Source organism: Paenibacillus sp. FSL R5-0527 (assembly GCF_038008055.1).
GTDB classification, from domain to species: domain Bacteria; phylum Bacillota; class Bacilli; order Paenibacillales; family Paenibacillaceae; genus Fontibacillus; species Fontibacillus macerans.
Genome location: NZ_JBBOYI010000001.1, coordinates 3,896,368 through 3,914,781, shown reverse-complemented (window position 1 = coordinate 3,914,781; position 18,414 = coordinate 3,896,368). Strand labels below are relative to the sequence as shown.

The following is an 18,414-nucleotide window of genomic DNA, read 5'->3' as shown; positions in this document are numbered from 1 at the left end:
CGTTCAGGCGATCACTTCGGATACCAGTTTGCTCATCAGCGAGCTGGACAAAATCGTCGGCAGCCCGGACAGCGCGGTGACCCAGTTTCGGTGCCCCTCGGTATAACCCATGCAATCCAGCAGCAAAACATCCGCCCGCCCCTTCAGCTCTTTGGCCGCAGCGGCAAAATCCTGCCAGTTTCCGGTATAAGGCGATGCCGCAGCGAAAACGGGTTTGATGCCGTATTCCGCGAATTTCGCCTGAAGGGCAGCGGCTTGCCCGGGAAGCGGACAGATCACGCCAAGCCGGCGGTTCCCCGCCAGCGCCGCCACGGCAGGAGTCAGAACGCGGTCCGGCTCGATCAAATGGGCCGATCCTGCCTGCAGCCCCGGAAACACGCCCGTGCACAAAAGCAGAATATGGCGGATCCCCTGCGCTTCCAATTCGGCGATTTTGCGCTGCAGCAGGGGCATGATTTTGTCGCGGGCCACGACTACCGCCTGGCCGTCGGCCAGCCGTGAGGTCAGCATGTAACTGCTGCCTATTGGAGACAACTCGGCTTCGATTGCCTCAAGTCCCCAGCCGTCAAGCACTCCTGCCTGCACCAGTTCGGCCCGTCCTTCAAGCTGCTTCAGCAAGAACGGGGCCACATCGGTGCGCGGGGCCTGGCCGATCGTAATCATGCCTAATTTAGGAACGAATTCCAGGCCCGTCCGGATCATTGCCGGACCGCCGTCTCTTTCCCCATCGTTTGCAGCACTTTCATCGAACCGTAGAGTTTGGTGATGTGGGCAAACTCTTCGGCACTATAGAAACGGCAGGTCCCGCCTCCCACTTCCTTGGCCGTTTCCACCGCAAAGCGTACCGCTTGGGCGATATCCACTTCATGGCTGGCCCCCGTCCCGCAGCCGGGAACAGCCGATTGCGCCGTAATCGCAACGCCGACCACCGGGGCATCCGTCGCCACGGCAGGCTGCAGAATCGAGTTGATATGATACAGATCGTTCCCGTAAGGCGTAATGTCCTGCATCGTTACCGGAAAAGTGACCGGCAGCTGCCCTGTCGTCATTTCCATGATGCGCAGCAAATCCTCGCTGATGCGGAGAATATACCCTTCCTTCACCGTCGGGGAGATGGCGATTCCTTTGTGATTGATCACACGGTTCCCTTTCGTGGTGTCGATCGATAAAATAGCGTCCATCTCCGGCACGATTTCATGGCGGTTCATGGTGAGAATGTCGATCGGCGAATCCATGAAATCAACCGGTTCATGCGGCAAGGTTGGGGCATCGGGGCAAATATGCGTCGTCACGATCACATCCCCGGGCAGGGTATCGCCCTTCAATTGCATGTCCGCCAGCTTCAAAGCCGAAGCGATTGCCGCCACCGCGCCGTCCGCGTCGGAAACAATCCCGATTCGGCTTGGTCTTGCGCCAATTCCCCCAAGCCGGCCTACAATGCCCAACGTCGGCGCGCTGCCGCCGCTGTTTTTGCCGTTAGCGCCCGGGATCATCACTTTAATGAAATCCGTGCTCCCTTTTTCCCCTGTTACGGTTTGAACCGTTACGGAAACGCCGGGAAACGGGGCGAACAACCGTTTTACCGCTTCACCGTTTACATGAGCGCTGTCCAGCGCGTCGATGACCGTCAATGTCTGTTTCAATGCCATTATTAGTTACCTCCCAATGCTCCTGATGTCGATCAGTTTCATTAATGGTAACCCAGGCAAAAGAACGGCCACAATGTTCTCCTCTACCAAAAGGCCCGGCGGTTTATTGTCCCGGGAGAATAAAAAACAGGCAAAATCAAGCGTTTTCTCTCCCGTTATGTTAGAAAAGCTTACTTTATCATATTTGCCGAAATGATCGCATGAATTTGTCCCAAAACTAAACTATATTTATCGGGATGTCAAGGGGAGCTTTCTTTGGGTGAATAGATTATGGTATAATCTGTTAAGCAAAGTTTGGCACTGGCTAAGCGAATAATATTTAAGCGATAATAAGGAAGCACCTTTTATCCTGAAGGCGGTTTTTGTTGTAAGCCGGAAAATACAGGATTAGGGGTGTTTTTTGTTATGTATGGAAAATTGTACAGCGCTTGTTTGTACGGGATCGACGGTATGATGATTGAAGTGGAGGTGGATTTGTCCAGCGGAATCCCCCAAACCAACATCGTTGGTCTGCCGGATTCCGCGGTCCGCGAGGCGGTGGAACGGGTTCGGGCGGCGGTCAAAAATTGCGGCTATAGTTTTCCGCTGCAGCGGGTGACGATCAATTTGGCGCCTGCCGACCTGCGCAAGGAGGGGGCCGCCTTCGATCTGGCGATCGCGCTTGCGCTACTTACGGCCAGCGGGCAGATCGCCCTGCCGCCGCAGGAAAAGCTGCTGATTATCGGCGAGCTTTCACTCGACGGTACGCTGCGCCCCGTTCCCGGTGTGCTGTCAATGGTTGACCAAGCGCGCCGGAAAGGGTTTGGCTCCGTTCTGCTGCCCAGGGAAAATGCCGCCGAGGCACTCCTTCTGGAAGGAATCCGGGTATATGGACTCCGCCATTTAAACGAGCTTTTTCCCGAAGAGAGAGCAGCAGAAGCAGGGGCCAAGGACGCTAAAAGGGCACCCCTGCGATTGACGTCGCTGGGTCACCTGGAAATAGAACCGCAGCCGGCAACCGCCCGCACACCTTATGAAGCGCCGGAAAACTACAGCGACGTACTCGGCCAACGCCACATTAAACGTGCGCTTTCGATCGCCGCCGCCGGCTTTCACAATATCGTTCTGATCGGCCCGCCCGGGACCGGCAAAACGATGCTCATCCGCAGGCTGCCTTCCATTCTGCCGCCGCTTTCCCCGGAGGAAGCGCTCGAAGTCACCAAAATCTACAGCGCCGCCGGCAAATTAAGCGATACGGAGCAGGGGTTAATCACCCGGCGCCCGTTTCGCTCGCCGCATCATACGATCTCGGCGGGCGGCCTCATCGGCGGCGGCGCCATCCCCAAGCCGGGCGAGGTGAGTCTGGCTCACCACGGGGTTTTATTTCTCGACGAATTGCCGGAGTTCTCCCGCAACGTGCTGGAGGTGCTGCGCCAACCGCTGGAGGAACGGCAAGTAACCATCAGCCGCTCTCGCGCGTCGTTTACGTTTCCGGCCCGGTTTTTGCTGGCAGGTTCGTTAAATCCGTGCCCCTGCGGCTTTTTCGGGGCCGAACCGCCTTTGCCCCGCTGCACGTGCAGCCCACGGCGCGTCGCCCAATACCGCGAGCGAATCTCCGGCCCGCTGCTGGACCGGATCGACATGCATATCGAAGTACCGCCGCCTAGCGGCTGGCAGGAAGACAAGCAGCCGCTCAGCTCGGAGGAAATGCGCGGGCAGGTGCTCAAGGCGGAGCAGATTCAGGCGAAACGTTATAAAAATTGCGGAATCTCCCGCAATAGCGAATTGTCCGGCAGCCTGCTGCGGCGGTTCGCACCGCTTGCTCCGGAAGCCGGAAAGCTGCTGCAGTCTTCCTTTGAGTCGCTGGGCCTCAGCATGCGGGCTTACGACCGTATTATCAAGCTGGCGCGCACGATCGCCGACCTCGAAGGCCAGCAAGCCATCCAGGCGGAGCATATCGCGGAAGCGATCCAATACCGCCAGCTGGATCGGAGGCTGTTGGATGTGAGAGGGTGATGGCACAGCTTCCACCGCCTCTCATTCATCACCCGCTTTTCATTGGAAAAATTCAATAGAGGAAAAATCCAATGGATCGCCGGGAATCGCACGCAATTGGGAGCCCTGATTACAAATATTCAATCGATTTCACTCAAATCGCACAAACGTTGCAATAAATCTGACAAGATACATTTTCTATCCGCACAAATATTCTAACGGTTGTCACAAGCGCTATTCGTTCCAAAAATGATGATTTCAATTTCTAACGGTTGCCCTGGCGCTTATTTCACTTAAAACCAGCTATTTTTGCTTAGATTCAGGCAAATAACGGCGCTCACAACCGTTAGAATTTGGAAAGGGGATTTTTTCGCAAAATAGCGGCTGCTGCAACCGTTAGCGTTCCGGCGGACGATAGTTTCGATTCGATAACTTGAACTTTTGCAGGAAATTCGGAGTTTCAGAGCTACAAGTTGTCTTGTTCAAAAGCTAATGTAACGCTAGTGCTCAAATCGCCCGTATTCAGCCCTACTGACTCGAATCTATTGGAAATATAGGTGCTCCGCTACCACCAACATCCCTATATCTTCACAAGGTAACTTTTTGAACAGCCTCTTAAAAAGCGTTTTTGATATGTTCTACTGTCTGCTTGTCTTCAGGGCCATACGTGACGGCGACGACGTCGAAGCGGACGTCGGCCAAAGTTTGGCCGGTTTGGTGAAGGTATACGGCGGCCGTGTCGCGGACCTGCTTGATTTTGCGTGGGGTGATCGATTCGGCCGGCGTGCCGAAAGCCGCAGCCCGATGGCTGCGGCTGCGCACCTCCACGATTACGATCGTGTGCCCGTCTTTGGCGATCAGGTCAAGCTCGCCGGACCGGCAGCGCCAGTTTCGTTTCAGGATGGTGTAGCCAAGAGTATTCAAATAATCGCCTGCGGCTTGTTCCGCCTCGCGGCCCCGCGCTTTCCGCTCATCCCCGCGCATAGGTTTTAACTCACGGTTATTCAAGGAACATCCTTCTTTCCGCCATTTTGTCGGACCGGTATATAAAGGTAAGAATTTCCGCCACCAGATCGTATAATTCCGCAGGAATCTGCTGGTCCAGATCGAGCTTGGAAAGCACCTCGACCAGCGCCGCATCCTCCTGCACGGGAATGCCGTGCTCCTTCGCCGTCTCCAAAATGCGCTCGGCCAGCAGGCCGCTTCCTTTGGCGGCGACGACCGGAGCCTCGCCCTGCCCGGGATCGTACTTAAGGGCAACCGCTTTTTTAAACGCAAGGTTTGGCTGCTTCGGCTGTTCGCTCATACGCGGTAATCCACCCCTTTATACGGGCTCGGGGCATAAGTCAGCGGCAGGCTGAAGTCCGCTGCGCCGCCTTCCTCGCTCTCCTTTGGGATCAACGGCTCCGACTTCAAGGACAGCAGACGGTAACCGGCGCTGGACAACGCTTCGCTGATCTCCTCCTGCCGGGATTCAAGGAACGCGCCGGTCGCTTCCTGCTCGCTGAATATTTTCAGCAGCACCTTTTTGTCGGCGACCTGCACGTCGACCATAATCTGGCCGAGCGTCTTCATCTGCAGGTCAAACCACAGGCGGCAGTTGGCGGGATCCAGCTCGCCTTTGCGCCCGCGGCGCGATTCGATATGCACCGAGGCAGTTTGCTTGCCGTCCGGTCCGAAAAAAGGCAGGAACATGGTCACCTGCGCAAACGGCGCGGTGCGGTCGGTATTGAGCAGCAGCTGCTGGCCGGTCAGCTGCTGCACCAGCTGCCGCGCCGCCTCTTGGAGCGGCGCGGGCAGATCGTCGGCCGCCGCTATCTGCAGCAGCAGGCCTTTGAGCGTGTCCTGCACGGCCCCGCCGGCGGCATTAGGGGCGGCTGATGCGCTGGAGACGCCGAAGGCGGAGCTGCGCATGGCAGCCGCCTCCCCGGCGCTCGCTGGGGCCGGGGTCGAGGCCGGCGCAGCGCCGCCTGCCGCGCGGGCGTCCGCCTGCGCGGCGCGGCTTTCCACAGGCGGCGCGGCGCTGCCTGTGTCCCCGCCCGGCGCGGCCGCAGGCGCGCTGCCGGGCGCCTGGCCGCCGGGGAGCTCCGCGCCCCCGGCGTGCCTCGCCGAAGCGCCCGCCGCAGGCGGCGCTTCTTGCGCTTGCGCCGACGCCGCCGCTGCGCTAGGCGCGGCCGCGCGCACCTGCTGCTCGTGCTCCGCACCGAGCAGCTTCAGCACGCGCCCCACCCACGGCTCCGCCGCGGGGGTGGGGCGCGTGCCCGCCGGCGAAGGGCCAGCGGCCCCTTCGCCCTGCGCCTGCGGCGCTGCCGCCGCGCCTCCGGCGGCGGCGCCGCTCCCTCCCAGCGTTCCCGCGCTGGGAGCAGCCCCGCCGGCGCCCGTCCCACGCCCGGGCGCCGCCTCGGCCATGCCCTCCTGCAGCATGGCCGCATCCAGCTCCGCCAGCACCGCCTGCAACTTCGCCACCAAAGCGCCGCCGGACAGGCTGGCCGCAGCGCTGCCGCCCGGAGTTCCCGGCTGCGGCGTTTGCCCCTCTGCAGCTTCGGCAAGCGCTCCCCGCAGCGCCATCTGCACGAGTCCTGCCGCTTGATTCGGCCGGGCGGAAGCTCCCGCCGCCCCGGAACCACCTGCCGCAGCGCTCATCGCGGCCGCTCCCGAACCGGAGGATGCCGTATCCGTCAATGCGGCAGCATTTGACCCAGCTTGAGCCTGCTGCCCCAGCGCCGCCGCTCCTCCGGCGCTTCCGCCGCTTGTCCCTGATCCGGGCGTGGCCGTCCCGTCCAAGTTCCCAGCCGTCTGGCTAAGAAAGTTTGCAATCTGCTCGTCCAGCGCAGACAATAACGCGTGCAGCGGCGGCCCAAATACCGCCTGATGCAGTCCCGCCACCGTCTCCCCGGTCAGCGGCAGCCCCCGGCTAAAAGCAATGCCGGCCGCCTGAATCCACTCCGACAGCGGTACGCCGCCCGGCTTTTGCCCGGACAACTGCAAGATCTGCGATACGTTCTCCTTCGTCAACGGCAAACCGCTTTTTTGCATCAACTGCAGCAGCTCGCGGTTCGTTGCCGTATCTTCCAGTCCTAAAGATTGCAACGCTTTGGCCAGGGAAGCCGCCGACAGCTCGGAGCCCGGAAGGGAACTCATCGGCCTCAGCACCGCCAGCCCGTCTTTGGATTCCGGCTGAACCTGCAGCAAAGTCGTTTCCCCCGGGCGCATCGGTGTTTCCAACGCGGCGTGCAGCTTCACGCCCTGCACCTGAATGACGGCTTCCTGACCGTTTTCGGATACGGACAAAACCGTTCCGCGGACCACCTGCCCTGTTTTCAGTTCCAGAGTTTTGGGTTCCCCCGCCTGGGCATTTCCCATCATACTGCGCAGCAACGGCCCGATATTCATGAAACTCCCCCCTTGCCTCAAAACATATTGGAAAACCCGCCATCGCTTCGGCGGGTTGGTTAAAGTGCAAGTACAAAAAGTCAAGTTTCCAGCTTTTTGAACTACCTCTTAAAACAACGTTTGCTCCTCGGCAAACAAATTGCCCAGAAAACTTTTCCGATGCATCGGCGTCGGCCCAAGGGCCAGGAGTTGCTCTCGATGCAGTTTGGTAGCGTACCCTTTATGTACCGCGATGCCGTATTCGGGATAACGCGCATCCCACTCGCCCTGGCAAAGCCGATCGCGCGTTACCTTGGCGATAATGGAGGCCGCCGCGATCGACTGGCTTGTCGCATCTCCTTTAATGACCGCCAGCTGCGGAATGTCGACATCGACCTTTTCGGCATCCACCAGTAAAAATTCCGGAGCTACGGAAAGTTGCTCCACCGCAAGCTTCATCGCCAGCCGGCTGGCCTGCTTGATATTGATCCGGTCAATCGTCGCCACATCGGCATATCCGATCCCGACCGCAACCGCTTTTTCCAAAATAAGGTCGTATAACTTTTCCCGCTTTTTCGGACTTAACTTTTTCGAATCATCCACGTCCTCAAGCAGCAAACCCTGCGGCAAAATCACCGCCGCGGCCACCACGTCGCCGAACAGGCAACCCCGGCCAACCTCGTCGACTCCCGCTATGTAACGGTACGAGGACCAATACTCTCTTTCATAGGATAGCAGATCGTCCATAGTGCCTCCTTCGCGATTAAACCCTGTTCTAAGCTTAAGGGGTCACGGACGTTTTATCAAGCGTTTGGTCCTCGCCCTACGGATGATAAATCTTTTATCGGTTAAAACGGTTAAAAAATATAGAGTTCTGTAAATTTTTTAGAGCTTGTTCAATCGCTTTTAGGTTCCCTCCTTTGTACCGGCAGATGAGGCCAAGAGATGTTCTCTGCTTTCATTGGCAAGTTTGCGCACGTGGTTCAAGTCGACATTGAGAAGCTTCCCGTACCGTTTCACCGGACGGCCGGCCACAAAAACGGAGTCCACGTTGCCCGGGTTGGCAAATTGTACGACAGCGCCTACCGGATCGGATACGGGAAACATATTCAAATCTGTCGTCCGAATCAAAATAAGGTCGGCTTCTTTCCCCGGAGCCAAGGTACCGATTTTATGGTCCAATCGCAAAGCTCTGGCTCCTGCCGAGGTAGCAAAATGCAACACTTGCCCGGCCTGCAAATTCAATTCGCCGGGCATGTTTTTCGAGGCCAAAATATCCTGGTTTACTCTTGCCCGCTCCGCCTGCAGCGCGAATTTCATTTGCGTGAACATGTCCCCTCCGGTTGAGGTCACGACATCCACGCCAAGCGCGGGGGTACCGCCATTCTCAAGGAAGTATCCGGTGGCGGGATAGCCGTGCCCCATCATCATTTCCACTTCCGGCGTAACAGATAGCGACGCCCCCGCATCCGCCAGCAGCTTGTATTCATCGAAGCCCATCGTGTTGGCGTGCACCATATTCAAATCCGGACCGAGCAAGCCGGCTTTATAAAGCTTCTCAACAGAGCGGTCGTCCGCTCCCCAACTGCCGAAACCAACATGCATGGAGCATAGCGCATCCAGTTCACGGGCAAGCCCGATTTCTCGGAGCGTTGCCTCCCAACTGCTGAACTCAGGTCCTCTAATCGCCAGCCCCATCGTCAACAATTGATCATCGGAAGCAAAGTGTTCCCTTTTGACACGGTACACATCGTCCGGAAAGGTCTTTTGGCTGTCACGGCTCCAATATTCGGTTTCACCGGAGACACCATAGGCGAATACGGCGCGCACGCCGGAATCCCGCAAACCGCGAATCAGTTCGTCAGCATGATCGGGTGAATAGATCATCGTCCAGTCCAAAACGGTCGTCACCCCGGCGTTAAGCGCTTCCAATGCTCCCAGCAAGTTGGCGGCATAACTGTCCACGGGCCGCATTCTGCTGCCAATTCCGCCATAATAAATGTTTTGCAGATAAACCGGCAGTGACCAATCCGCGCCGATAGTCCGCAATAAAGACTCCCAGACATGACGATGGGTGTCCACGAATCCCGGCATGACAATCATGTCCGTGGCATCAATGACCTCACTATCCGATACGTCAAGGTCAGCTTGAATCGTTACGATCAAAGAATCCTCGATCAGGATGTCGGCTTTCCGAAGGGTTCCTAAAGAGCTGTCCATCGTCAACACGCAACCGTTCTTGATTAAGCGACGCGTACTCATACTTTCCATCTCCTTTGGTTTTGTTTGATTTACAAGAAAAAGCTGACGGAATCTTAATTTAGGAAATGATTCATATAATAGCTTAAATATGCCAGCGTATAGGTAAATTATAGATTATTTAGAATAATGAGTAAATCACGCAATTCGCATCTCCACTAAAATAGCGCAAGCCCCGAACCAAATGTCCGGGACTTGCGCTTATTACGTTTCTTCCGCCGAAATATGTCCTGCTTATACGTTCGGGTCCTCTAGCGAATATCGGCCCATTTTTCCGGCCCGCAGCTCGCGAAGCAGAATTTTAGAAGCTTTTTCAAGGTCAACCCGGCCGCCGCTTTGCAAACAGCCGCGTTTCCGGCCAACCGCTTCCATGATGGCGACGATTTCATCCGGGTCTTCAAAGTCGCGGGGAGGCTGGTCAAGCTCGAATCTTTCTTTAAACGGCTCCCAGTAATATCTGGCCAAATATTTTACGGCAAAAAAAGCGATATCCTCGGCATTCAAAATCTCTTCCCGGATCGCCCCCGTTACGGCAAGGCGGTAACCGACGTTTTGATCTTCGAATTTGGGCCACAAAATCCCCGGCGTGTCCAACAGCTCCATTTCGGTGCCGACTTTGATCCACTGCTGCCCTTTGGTGACGCCAGGGCGGTCTCCGGTCGCCGCAATGCTCTTCCCGGCCAACCGGTTAATGAGCGTCGACTTGCCGACATTGGGAATGCCGACGATCAGGGCCCGCACTGCGCGCGGATTGATGCCTTTGGCGAGTTGTTTTTCGATTTTGTCCTTGAGCAGCTCTTTGGCCAGCTGCGGGATCTCCTTGATCCCTCGGCCGCTGGAAGCGTCCGCCTCGACGGCGGTGTGCCCTTCCTGCTTAAAAAACGCGATCCACTGCCTGGTCACCGCGGGATCGGCCAAATCCGCTTTATTTAAAACGATCAGCCGCGGTTTTCCCTGCAGGATCTCGTCGATCATCGGGTTCCGGCTCGATAAGGGAAGCCGGGCGTCAAGCAATTCGATCACCACGTCGATCAGCTTCAGCTTCTCCTGGATTTGCCGGCGGGCCCTGGTCATATGCCCGGGAAACCATTGTATTGTCATGTTCTTTCACCTCTAGCTTCCGAGAATGGCCCTCTAGCCGCGGATTTTAATGCTTAATGAAATGGAGCTCCTGTAGCGGCCAGAACACCAGATCAGCCCTTCCTACGATGTCGCCAAACGGCACATAGCCGATGCTCCGGCTGTCCGTGCTGTTGGAGCGGTTATCCCCAAGCACGAAAACATATCCTTCAGGCACGGTTCCATCGGAAACCCGCTCATTCGGGAAATCCGCTTCCGTATTATAAAGCTCATTGTTGTTATGCTTTGCATTCACGGCTGCTTTGATGTAAGTCTCATCCACAACCTGCCCGTTGACCGTGACGGTATCACCTTCGACCTTTACGGTATCGCCCGGAACGCCGATCACCCGCTTGATGAAGTCGCGCCCTTCGGACGGGACGTGGAACACGATGACTTCCCCATGCTTCGGTTGACGGATATCGTAAATGATTTTGTTTACGATAATTCTTTCGCCCGTATGAAAATTCGGCTGCATCGAGGGACCATCTACAATAAACGGCGCAAAGAAAAGCCAACGAATCAAAAGAACGAGCACGACCGCGATGACGATCGCTTTAAGCCACTCCATGGCCTCGCTCGATTGTTTTTTGCCCGAAGCAGGGGCGGGTGCCGTTTCCGCTGGGCTTGATTCGTGATCATTCAACTGCCCCGGCACTTCCCGATCGTCCGGATGGTTTGGTTGCTCATGCTTTTCCATGGACCGCGACCTCACTTTGTTTTGGAATATGTAAACGGAAATTCCTCCGTTAAAAACAGCAAAAGGGCTTGAATGGATACAAGCCCCCTGTTCGTTAAAAAATTAACGACGCACTTCTTTAATTCTCGCTGCTTTACCGCGCAATGCACGAAGATAGTACAACTTCGCACGACGCACTTTACCACGGCGAGCCACTTCGATTTTATCGATTTTCGGGGAATGAAGCGGGAAAGTTCTTTCCACGCCTACACCGTTGGAAATTTTACGAACCGTAAAAGTTTCGCTGATTCCGCCGCCGCGACGCTTGATAACAACACCTTCGAACAATTGGACACGTTCACGAGATCCCTCGATAACCTTAACGAACACTTTCAAAGTGTCACCAGGACGAAAGCTCGGAATATCTTTGCGAAGTTGTTCTTGCGTAATCGCTTGTACGATATTCATCTATGACTCCCTCCTTCCACTCAGGTGTTCATGCCTCTTCCGGAGAACCCCATGTTCTCCTTCATCATCCGCAGCGGACCACCGAATTCACAACAAGGAGAATTTTATCATAATTCCATAGGCATAGCAAGGAAAATCTAATTTTTTAAAGGGGTTAACTTGTACCTCGTCATTCTAATCATATCCCTTTTTCATAAAAAAATGCCCGTCTCACCGGATGGGCCGGCATTCTTCAATGTTTGTTCCGGTGCATTTATGTGCAAACACCATGCATTATTTAAGTAACTGTAATATTGCTTGAGGTAATGTGTTAGCTTGTGCTAACATCGCTTGCCCTGCTTGTGCAAGAATCTGATTTTTCGTCAATAGACTCAAGTAATACATTCATTCTTTGTAATAAGGATTGAATTTCCCCCATAGCTCCATCAGCCGTCTGAACTAATGAGATACCATCTTGAACATTTCTTGAAGCCTGATTCAACCCCTGGATTTGAAACCTCATCTTCTCAGATATAGCTAATCCTGCTGCATCATCTGCAGCCCTATTTATCCTTAGACCTGATGACAATTTTTCTGAATTTTTGGATACTGCCGCATTTTTCTGTTTTAAGTTATTTATAACGTTAAGCGCAATAATTATGAGATACAATCATTTTCTTCCTCCGTTAATATCACTACAGGAAAATATCCCCATTCATATTAACAACTTTCCCTATGCAAATATTCTAGTCGTAAAATGCGATTGAGTGAAAAAACCGCCAAAGTTGGCGGTTGGAAAATTATTTACTTTTAGTATTGTCCCTAATACTGATTAACAATTTGATCACTTCAGAAAACCCCATAAATAAAAGCCCGCTTATTGATGTAGAAATAATTATTCCACTGCCATATAACCATCTTAATGGATGAGGATCAGGAAAATAAGCACCTGAATCCGGGTCTTTCAATAAGGCGATTACAATTACTCCCGCTAGTAAACCTAATCCTATAAAAGCAATCCCAACATAATGTAATGCTGAGCCTATTGAACTGGAGTTTGAGTTATCATTAGATTTATTTTTTTCATCTTGTTCTTCAATGATTTCATCAAGCAATGAATTCATGATTATTTTCCTCTCTTATTTTGGGCTTTTAGGAAAGAGACGGAGAAGATAAGAACTGTGACAGCAAAAATACCATTGGCCAGACTCAGCAGAAAATTATGTACTTGATAATTGCCAACATTAAGTTCAATGATTCCTAAACTAAAAAAGGAATTATAGAAGATGCCAAATAAAAAAATGAGAGATCCAACCATCAGAATTTTTGTTGCAGTATTCAATTTCACCCAAACATTCCCCCAAACCTATATTTTTCCACCTTATAATCATTATCGGCAAAATAGGTCTACAGAATTAGTCTATATTTCCATAAGAAAAAATAGACTGCCCCCGACAAAGGTATGCAGCCTATTTTTACAAAATGGTATCCCTGCATGCTATGCTGCTTTGCACGATTATCCCTCTTGTTCAGGGGGAGAGGTTGGGGGCTAATCACGGTCCTTTCATTTTTCCCGGTGTCTTGCCCCATTCCTCCCTTCAGGTCTGCTTCACTTCTCTAAATCTCCTACTCACAAACCTGTCTAACCATCTCGAACTAATGATCTCGAACATGTCTGCTGCTCCAAACCTATTTTCTTCTCCTGAATTTATCTTCCTCTCTGCTTCCGGATCAAACGGGATAATCGTGCAAAGCGTCCGGACAGCCGATATTGATCTGCCGATATTTCTTGCCATGATCGGTTACCGGACCTCCCTGTCAAGCGCTGATTATTAGATTGATGAAACTCATTAAGAGATTTAATACTAGGTTTTAACTACAAAAAAGACCACACCCTATAACAGATGTTAATCTGGTATAAGGTGTGGTCTTTTTTTTGCAAAACCGTTTCTGCTATCGACCGCATTCTTTTTTGTTCATCAGAAAGCAGTGAAAACCCTGATATTATCAGTTTAAATCGGAGTAGCGGGATTCGAACCCACGGCCTCACCCACCCCAAGGGTGCGCGCTACCTGACTGCGCCATACCCCGATGATACTAAGCATTGTATCAACGTTTCCGTACCGTTGGCCCAACGCTTATGAATAGCGACATAGGTTATTATACGCTATAGACACGCACCCTTGCAAGAGTTAGACGCGCATAACTGCGAAAATTTTCCCAATAAAATAACGTTTAAACGTGCGTTGATCGCCGATCCTTCATTTCACTCCAAATTGCAAACAAATCGTAACCCATTTTTTTTAAGACCATATAGAATAGATATGTTGGACAATTAGACAGGATAGGAGTTTTATCAAAGAATGAGAAAAAGAATCTCGCAGTACGCAATATTCTCGCTGGCCATTCTGGTGCTGATTTACGCGGTGGCGGTGACCCATCCGAGCAACGTATTATCGCGAAAGGCTTGCACCTCATGGGGCATGGTCAAAAATACAATGTTTACCTTGACCCACAAAAAGCATGAAGTATACCCTAAGCTGCCCGAAGGTTTTTCCGTCAAACCCGGCACCGCCGAGCAAGTTGCCGTACTCATGTATCATTACATCACGCCGAAGAAATACAATAAGTATCCGGGCAACGAATCCGTCATCAATTTGGAGGCTTTTGAACAAGATATGGCTTATCTACATGACCACGGGTACTATACGGCTTCGCTAAGCGAACTGGAACAATACGTCAGGGGGCAGATCTCCCTCCCGGCCAAAACCGTTGTCATTACGTTTGATGACGGATATCAAAACAACTATATATACGCCTACCCGATCCTCAAAAAATACGGATATAAGGCAGCCATTTTTGTCATCGGCAGTAAGTTGAAAGAACAGACTCAAGCCTTTGATCCCGCCAAAAAAACGTATTTATCAAAGGAAGAGATGGAGTCTGCGCGCGATGTGTTCGAGTTTCACAGCCATACTTACGATCTGCATCGCAAAGGCTTTGAGAAATGCGGGGTAATGAAAGCTGCGGGACAAGACCCCTCGTTAGTGGAAAAAGATATTGCCTTGATGAAAGAAAAGGTGGTCGACTCTCCTTACTTCGCCTACCCATATGGAGAGAAGAGCCGGCAGATGATTTACTATCTCCAGGAAAACGGTTATCGAATGGCCTTCACCGTCTACCAGGGCTTCGTAAAACCCGGGGATCGGCTAATGACCTTGAAGAGATTGACGGTCACATCGGACACGGACATAGATAAATTGCTCAATCCTTAATTTCCGGAGGATGAGCTTTCATTTGCTCCAGCCATTTCAAATCCTGAGGCGATAATTCCAGCTTCTCTAGCAGGTCCGGGCGGCGCAAAAGGGTACGCCGAAGCGCTTCTTTTCGCCGCCATTCCTCCACATTGGCATGATGTCCGCTGAGCAGAATATCGGGCACCTTCCAGCCGCGAAACTCCGCAGGTCTCGTGTAATGGGGATACTCCAGCATTCCGGTGCTGAAGGAGTCGGTGACCGCACTCATTTCATTCCCCAGCACGCCCGGGAGAAGCCGGGTCACGCTGTCGATCACGACCATCGCCGGCAGCTCGCCGCCGGTCAGTACATAATCGCCGATCGATATTTCGTCGGTTACGAGATGTTCGCGAATCCGTTCATCGTATCCTTCGTAGTGGCCGCAAATAAAGATCAGATGTTCCTCGGCGGCAAGCTCCTCGGCCTTCTTCTGCGTAAAAGCCTCGCCCTGCGGACACATCAAAATAACCCGCGGTGAGCGGGTTTTCGCCCCGGCATCACCATACTTCCCTTCCAACACAGCTTCCACCGCCGCGAAGATCGGTTCCGGCTTCAGCACCATCCCGCCTCCGCCGCCGTACGGCGTATCGTCTACGGTCCCATGCTTATTGCCCGAATATTCCCGGAAATTGATCGCATTTAGCGCAACGATTCCTTTTTCCTGCGCTTTGCCGAGAATGCTGCTGCCGAACACGCCTGCAAACATTTCCGGAAAAAGCGTCAGCACATCCACGCGCATCCTACAACAGCCCTTCCATCAGATGAACTTTGACCAGTTTGTCCTGCACGTTTACGTCCAGCACGACGTCGTCGATAACGGGCAGCAGCAACTGTTTGCCGGAAGGCAGCTTGGCGACCCACACATCGTTCGCTCCCGGACGCAAAATCTCCTCGATCACGCCGAGGTCCTCGCCTTCGTCGCTGACGACGCGGCAGCCGATGATTTCATGGAAATAATACTCGTTTTCCGGCAATTCCACCGATTCCGCTTTCGTTACCTTTAAATCCCGGCCTTTAAATTTTTCAACTTCATTAATATCGGAAAATTCATTGAATTTTACAATATACATCTGTTTGTACGGTCTTGACGATTGCACCGTGACCGCCAACTGTTCTCCGCTCTCCGGGTGAATGATCAGAAGACGGTTTTTCGGCGCAAACCGGACATCCGGAAAATCCGTTTGCAGCAGCACCTTCAGCTCACCGCGGATCCCGTGCGTATTTACGATTTTACCAACCGTCAACAAAGAATTCGACATAACAACCTCCCAGTATTATAAACGGCTGAGGCTGCAACCCAGGGAAACCATCCAGCCGCTTTAAAAGCCTTATTTCAAGTATAATAGCCATAGAGTATCCTTAACACCGTGTCCTTTACGCTTCAGCATGTACGAAAAAGGGCTAGGACAAACATCCTAACCCGCTTTCGTACATCTATAAGAGGTTGTTTAAGACATGATGTCCACGGAAACCCGCTTATCCATCTTGACCGCTGCCGATGTTACGACCGTGCGGAGCGCTTTGGCGATTCTCCCCTGCTTGCCGATCACTTTCCCCACATCGTCGGGATGCACGGACAGCTCATAGACAATCAGGTGATCCTTCTCCACAACCTCCACACGAACATCGTCCGGATGGTCAACAAGAGCCTTCGCGATAACGCTGACTAATTGTTCCACTTACGACCCTCCGAATCAGCAATTATTTCTGCTGTCTGAGCTCATGAAACTTCTTCATTACGCCTGCTTTGCTCAGCAGATTGCGAACGGTATCGGATGCTTGTGCGCCGTTTTGGAGCCATTTGAGCGCCTTCTCTTCGTCGATGTTAACTACAGCCGGCTGTGCAACCGGGTTGTAGTAACCGATCTCCTCGATAAAACGGCCGTCACGCGGGGAACGGGAATTCGATACCACGACGCGGTAAAAAGGAGCTTTATGAGCACCAATACGTTTCAAACGAATACGAACTGCCACGAAATTCACCTCCTTCAAAAAATCAATGATAGAGGTAGTTCAAAAAGTCATCTTTTGATCACGAAGTAGATCCAGAAGTTTATTCGACATCGAATCTTGAATTCAGCCGGGACTTCCGGTGCTCACGTACCCAAAACGTACGCTCCGCTCCTCAGTCCCTAGCTTCATCCAACCTTCTCGGTGCTGAAAACCTGACTTTTTGAACTCCACTTAAGCGCGATCCGCCGTATTAACGGAACGGGAAGCGCATGCCTTTGCCGGCTTTGCTCAGCTGCTTCATCATTTTATTGCCTTTGCCTTTCGGTCCCATCATGTCGGAGAACTGCTTCATCATCCGGCGCATCTCGTCAAACTGCTTGATCAGGCGGTTGACGTCGGCCAGCGTCGTCCCGCTTCCGGCGGCGATCCGCTTGCGGCGGCTATGATTGATCATTTCCGGATTTTGCTTCTCCGCTTTGGTCATCGAATGAACGATGGCTTCCACCCGGCCCATTTGCTTCTCGTCGACCTTGATGTCCTTCATCTGCTTCATCTTGCCCATGCCCGGAATCATGTCCATAAGCTGATCCAGCGGACCCAGCTTCTTCACCTGATCCATCTGCTCGAGGAAATCGTCGAACGTAAATTCCGCGTTGCGCATTTTCCGTTCCATTTCCTTCGCTTTTTCGGCGTCGATGTTGGCCTGGGCTTTCTCGATCAGCGACAGCATGTCGCCCATGCCCAAAATCCGCGAAGCCATCCGCTCAGGATGAAACGGTTCAAGAGCATCGATCTTCTCGCCAAGCGCGGCGAACTTGATCGGGCAGCCGGTGACCGCTTTAACCGACAGCGCGGCCCCGCCCCGGGTATCGCCGTCCAGCTTCGTCAACACGACCCCCGTCAAAGTAAGCTGCTGGTTAAAGCTTTCGGCGACGTTGACGGCGTCCTGACCGGTCATCGCATCGACGACCAGGAGCACTTCGTCCGGCTTCGTCACCTCATGGATTTGCCGCAGCTCTTCCATCAGCTCCTCATCGATATGCAGCCGGCCCGCGGTGTCGATCAGCAAATAATCGTTGCCGTTGTCCTTTGCATGCTGCAGCGCCTGACGGGCGATCTCCACCGGGCTGTTGCCTTCCGGCAGCGTAAACACCGGCACCTTGATCTGTTCGCCCAGCACCTGCAGCTGCTTGATCGCCGCCGGACGATATATGTCTCCGGCCACCAGGAGCGGCCGGTGGTTTTCTTTCAGCAGCAGCTTCGCCAGCTTGGCCGATGTCGTCGTCTTCCCGGCCCCCTGCAAGCCCGCCATCATGATAACGGTCGGAGGACGGTTGCTCTTGGCTAGCCTTGCCTGACTGCCGCCCATCAGCTCGGTCAGTTCCTTGTTGACGATGTCGATGATGACCATGCCCGGCGTGAAGCTCTCCATCACTTCCTTGCCGACGGCCTTCTCCTTGACTTTGGCGATGAATTCCTTGACGACTTTAAAGTTGACGTCGGCCTCCAGCAGGGCCAGCCGGACCTCGCGCATCGCTTCGTTGACGTCGTCTTCCGAAACCTTGCCCTTGCCCCGCAGCTTGCTGAACACGCTCTGCAGCCGGCTCGTCAATCCTTCGAATGCCATGTTGCCGTCACCTCCATTCGCTAAAATTTGTTTCCTAAC

Annotated in this window: 21 protein-coding genes and 1 tRNA gene; 2 read left to right on the top strand and 20 right to left on the bottom strand. The window is 53.3% G+C overall.

Annotated features, from left to right (window positions below):
• Positions 1 to 3: 3 nt before the first annotated feature.
• Together NYE69_RS17190 and NYE69_RS17185 are read right to left on the bottom strand one after the other, a co-directional pair.
• Positions 4 to 702: an AroM family protein gene (locus NYE69_RS17190; protein WP_340927168.1), complete on the bottom strand. Its 699-nt coding sequence runs from the start codon at positions 700 to 702 to the stop codon at positions 4 to 6.
• A complete protein-coding gene (locus NYE69_RS17185) occupies positions 699 to 1,649 on the bottom strand; it encodes a DUF1177 domain-containing protein (RefSeq protein WP_340927167.1) in 951 nt (316 codons plus the stop codon). Before NYE69_RS17185 ends, NYE69_RS17190 begins: the two co-directional genes overlap by 4 nt.
• A gap of 405 nt (positions 1,650 to 2,054) precedes the next feature.
• On the opposite strand from NYE69_RS17185, the gene NYE69_RS17180 reads away from it, so the two are divergent.
• Complete coding sequence (locus tag NYE69_RS17180) at positions 2,055 to 3,644, top strand: YifB family Mg chelatase-like AAA ATPase (RefSeq protein ID WP_340927166.1); 1,590 nt, start codon at positions 2,055 to 2,057, stop codon at positions 3,642 to 3,644.
• Positions 3,645 to 4,238: 594 nt separating this feature from the next.
• Here the strand turns inward: NYE69_RS17180 and NYE69_RS17175 are convergent.
• The 13 genes from NYE69_RS17175 to NYE69_RS17120 all read right to left on the bottom strand — a co-directional run bounded on the left by NYE69_RS17175 (position 4,239) and on the right by NYE69_RS17120 (position 13,590).
• Complete coding sequence (locus tag NYE69_RS17175; protein ID WP_340930428.1) at positions 4,239 to 4,607, bottom strand: YraN family protein; 369 nt, start codon at positions 4,605 to 4,607, stop codon at positions 4,239 to 4,241.
• A gap of 16 nt (positions 4,608 to 4,623) precedes the next feature.
• Positions 4,624 to 4,929, bottom strand: coding sequence for an EscU/YscU/HrcU family type III secretion system export apparatus switch protein (locus NYE69_RS17170; protein WP_036622211.1), 306 nt, complete (start codon positions 4,927 to 4,929; stop codon positions 4,624 to 4,626).
• On the bottom strand, positions 4,926 to 7,016 hold the full coding sequence (locus NYE69_RS17165) for a flagellar hook-length control protein FliK (RefSeq protein ID WP_340927165.1): 2,091 nt from the start codon (positions 7,014 to 7,016) through the stop codon (positions 4,926 to 4,928). Before NYE69_RS17165 ends, NYE69_RS17170 begins: the two co-directional genes overlap by 4 nt.
• A gap of 108 nt (positions 7,017 to 7,124) precedes the next feature.
• Positions 7,125 to 7,742: a ribonuclease HII gene (locus NYE69_RS17160; protein ID WP_328272109.1), complete on the bottom strand. Its 618-nt coding sequence runs from the start codon at positions 7,740 to 7,742 to the stop codon at positions 7,125 to 7,127.
• Positions 7,743 to 7,901: 159 nt separating this feature from the next.
• Positions 7,902 to 9,257 (bottom strand): amidohydrolase family protein, encoded by a 1,356-nt coding sequence (locus NYE69_RS17155; RefSeq protein WP_340927164.1) that lies wholly within the window; start codon positions 9,255 to 9,257, stop codon positions 7,902 to 7,904.
• 231 nt (positions 9,258 to 9,488) lie between these two features.
• On the bottom strand, positions 9,489 to 10,355 hold the full coding sequence (gene ylqF, locus NYE69_RS17150; RefSeq protein ID WP_340927163.1) for a ribosome biogenesis GTPase YlqF: 867 nt from the start codon (positions 10,353 to 10,355) through the stop codon (positions 9,489 to 9,491).
• Positions 10,356 to 10,401: 46 nt separating this feature from the next.
• The gene (gene lepB / locus NYE69_RS17145) at positions 10,402 to 10,944 is read right to left on the bottom strand and encodes a signal peptidase I (protein ID WP_340930426.1); all 543 of its coding nucleotides are present in this window, start codon (positions 10,942 to 10,944) and stop codon (positions 10,402 to 10,404) included.
• Between the two features lie 231 nt (positions 10,945 to 11,175).
• Positions 11,176 to 11,520 carry a 50S ribosomal protein L19 gene (rplS, locus tag NYE69_RS17140; RefSeq protein ID WP_036622198.1) on the bottom strand — a complete coding sequence of 115 codons (345 nt, stop codon included), beginning with the start codon at positions 11,518 to 11,520 and terminating at the stop codon, positions 11,176 to 11,178.
• Between the two features lie 273 nt (positions 11,521 to 11,793).
• Entirely contained in the window at positions 11,794 to 11,847 is a 54-nt protein-coding gene (locus NYE69_RS33740; protein WP_445744838.1) for a hypothetical protein, read from the bottom strand.
• The gene (locus NYE69_RS17135) at positions 11,831 to 12,169 is read right to left on the bottom strand and encodes a flagellin N-terminal helical domain-containing protein (RefSeq protein ID WP_445744777.1); all 339 of its coding nucleotides are present in this window, start codon (positions 12,167 to 12,169) and stop codon (positions 11,831 to 11,833) included. The genes NYE69_RS33740 and NYE69_RS17135 overlap by 17 nt, the downstream gene beginning before the upstream one ends.
• A gap of 130 nt (positions 12,170 to 12,299) precedes the next feature.
• Positions 12,300 to 12,623, bottom strand: a complete 324-nt coding sequence (locus NYE69_RS17130) for a hypothetical protein (RefSeq protein ID WP_328272113.1) — start codon at positions 12,621 to 12,623, stop codon at positions 12,300 to 12,302.
• Positions 12,624 to 13,097: 474 nt separating this feature from the next.
• Positions 13,098 to 13,295 (bottom strand): hypothetical protein, encoded by a 198-nt coding sequence (locus NYE69_RS17125; protein WP_340927162.1) that lies wholly within the window; start codon positions 13,293 to 13,295, stop codon positions 13,098 to 13,100.
• Positions 13,296 to 13,516: 221 nt separating this feature from the next.
• Positions 13,517 to 13,590, bottom strand: a tRNA-Pro gene (locus tag NYE69_RS17120).
• A gap of 272 nt (positions 13,591 to 13,862) precedes the next feature.
• Between NYE69_RS17120 and NYE69_RS17115 the strand changes: the two genes are divergently transcribed.
• Entirely contained in the window at positions 13,863 to 14,774 is a 912-nt protein-coding gene (locus tag NYE69_RS17115; RefSeq protein WP_340927160.1) for a polysaccharide deacetylase family protein, read from the top strand.
• On the opposite strand, the gene trmD is transcribed toward NYE69_RS17115, so the two are convergent.
• The 5 genes from trmD to ffh all read right to left on the bottom strand — a co-directional run bounded on the left by trmD (position 14,764) and on the right by ffh (position 18,375).
• Positions 14,764 to 15,534, bottom strand: a complete 771-nt coding sequence (trmD, locus tag NYE69_RS17110) for a tRNA (guanosine(37)-N1)-methyltransferase TrmD (protein ID WP_340927158.1) — start codon at positions 15,532 to 15,534, stop codon at positions 14,764 to 14,766. The two genes, NYE69_RS17115 and trmD, sit on opposite strands and share 11 nt — an antisense overlap.
• A gap of 1 nt (position 15,535) precedes the next feature.
• The gene (gene rimM / locus NYE69_RS17105; protein ID WP_036622186.1) at positions 15,536 to 16,054 is read right to left on the bottom strand and encodes a ribosome maturation factor RimM; all 519 of its coding nucleotides are present in this window, start codon (positions 16,052 to 16,054) and stop codon (positions 15,536 to 15,538) included.
• Positions 16,055 to 16,243: 189 nt separating this feature from the next.
• On the bottom strand, positions 16,244 to 16,474 hold the full coding sequence (locus NYE69_RS17100; protein WP_328272114.1) for a KH domain-containing protein: 231 nt from the start codon (positions 16,472 to 16,474) through the stop codon (positions 16,244 to 16,246).
• Between the two features lie 22 nt (positions 16,475 to 16,496).
• Positions 16,497 to 16,769 (bottom strand): 30S ribosomal protein S16, encoded by a 273-nt coding sequence (gene rpsP, locus NYE69_RS17095; RefSeq protein ID WP_036622182.1) that lies wholly within the window; start codon positions 16,767 to 16,769, stop codon positions 16,497 to 16,499.
• A 229-nt stretch (positions 16,770 to 16,998) separates the two neighbouring features.
• Positions 16,999 to 18,375, bottom strand: a complete 1,377-nt coding sequence (ffh, locus tag NYE69_RS17090) for a signal recognition particle protein (RefSeq protein WP_328272115.1) — start codon at positions 18,373 to 18,375, stop codon at positions 16,999 to 17,001.
• Positions 18,376 to 18,414: the final 39 nt, after the last annotated feature.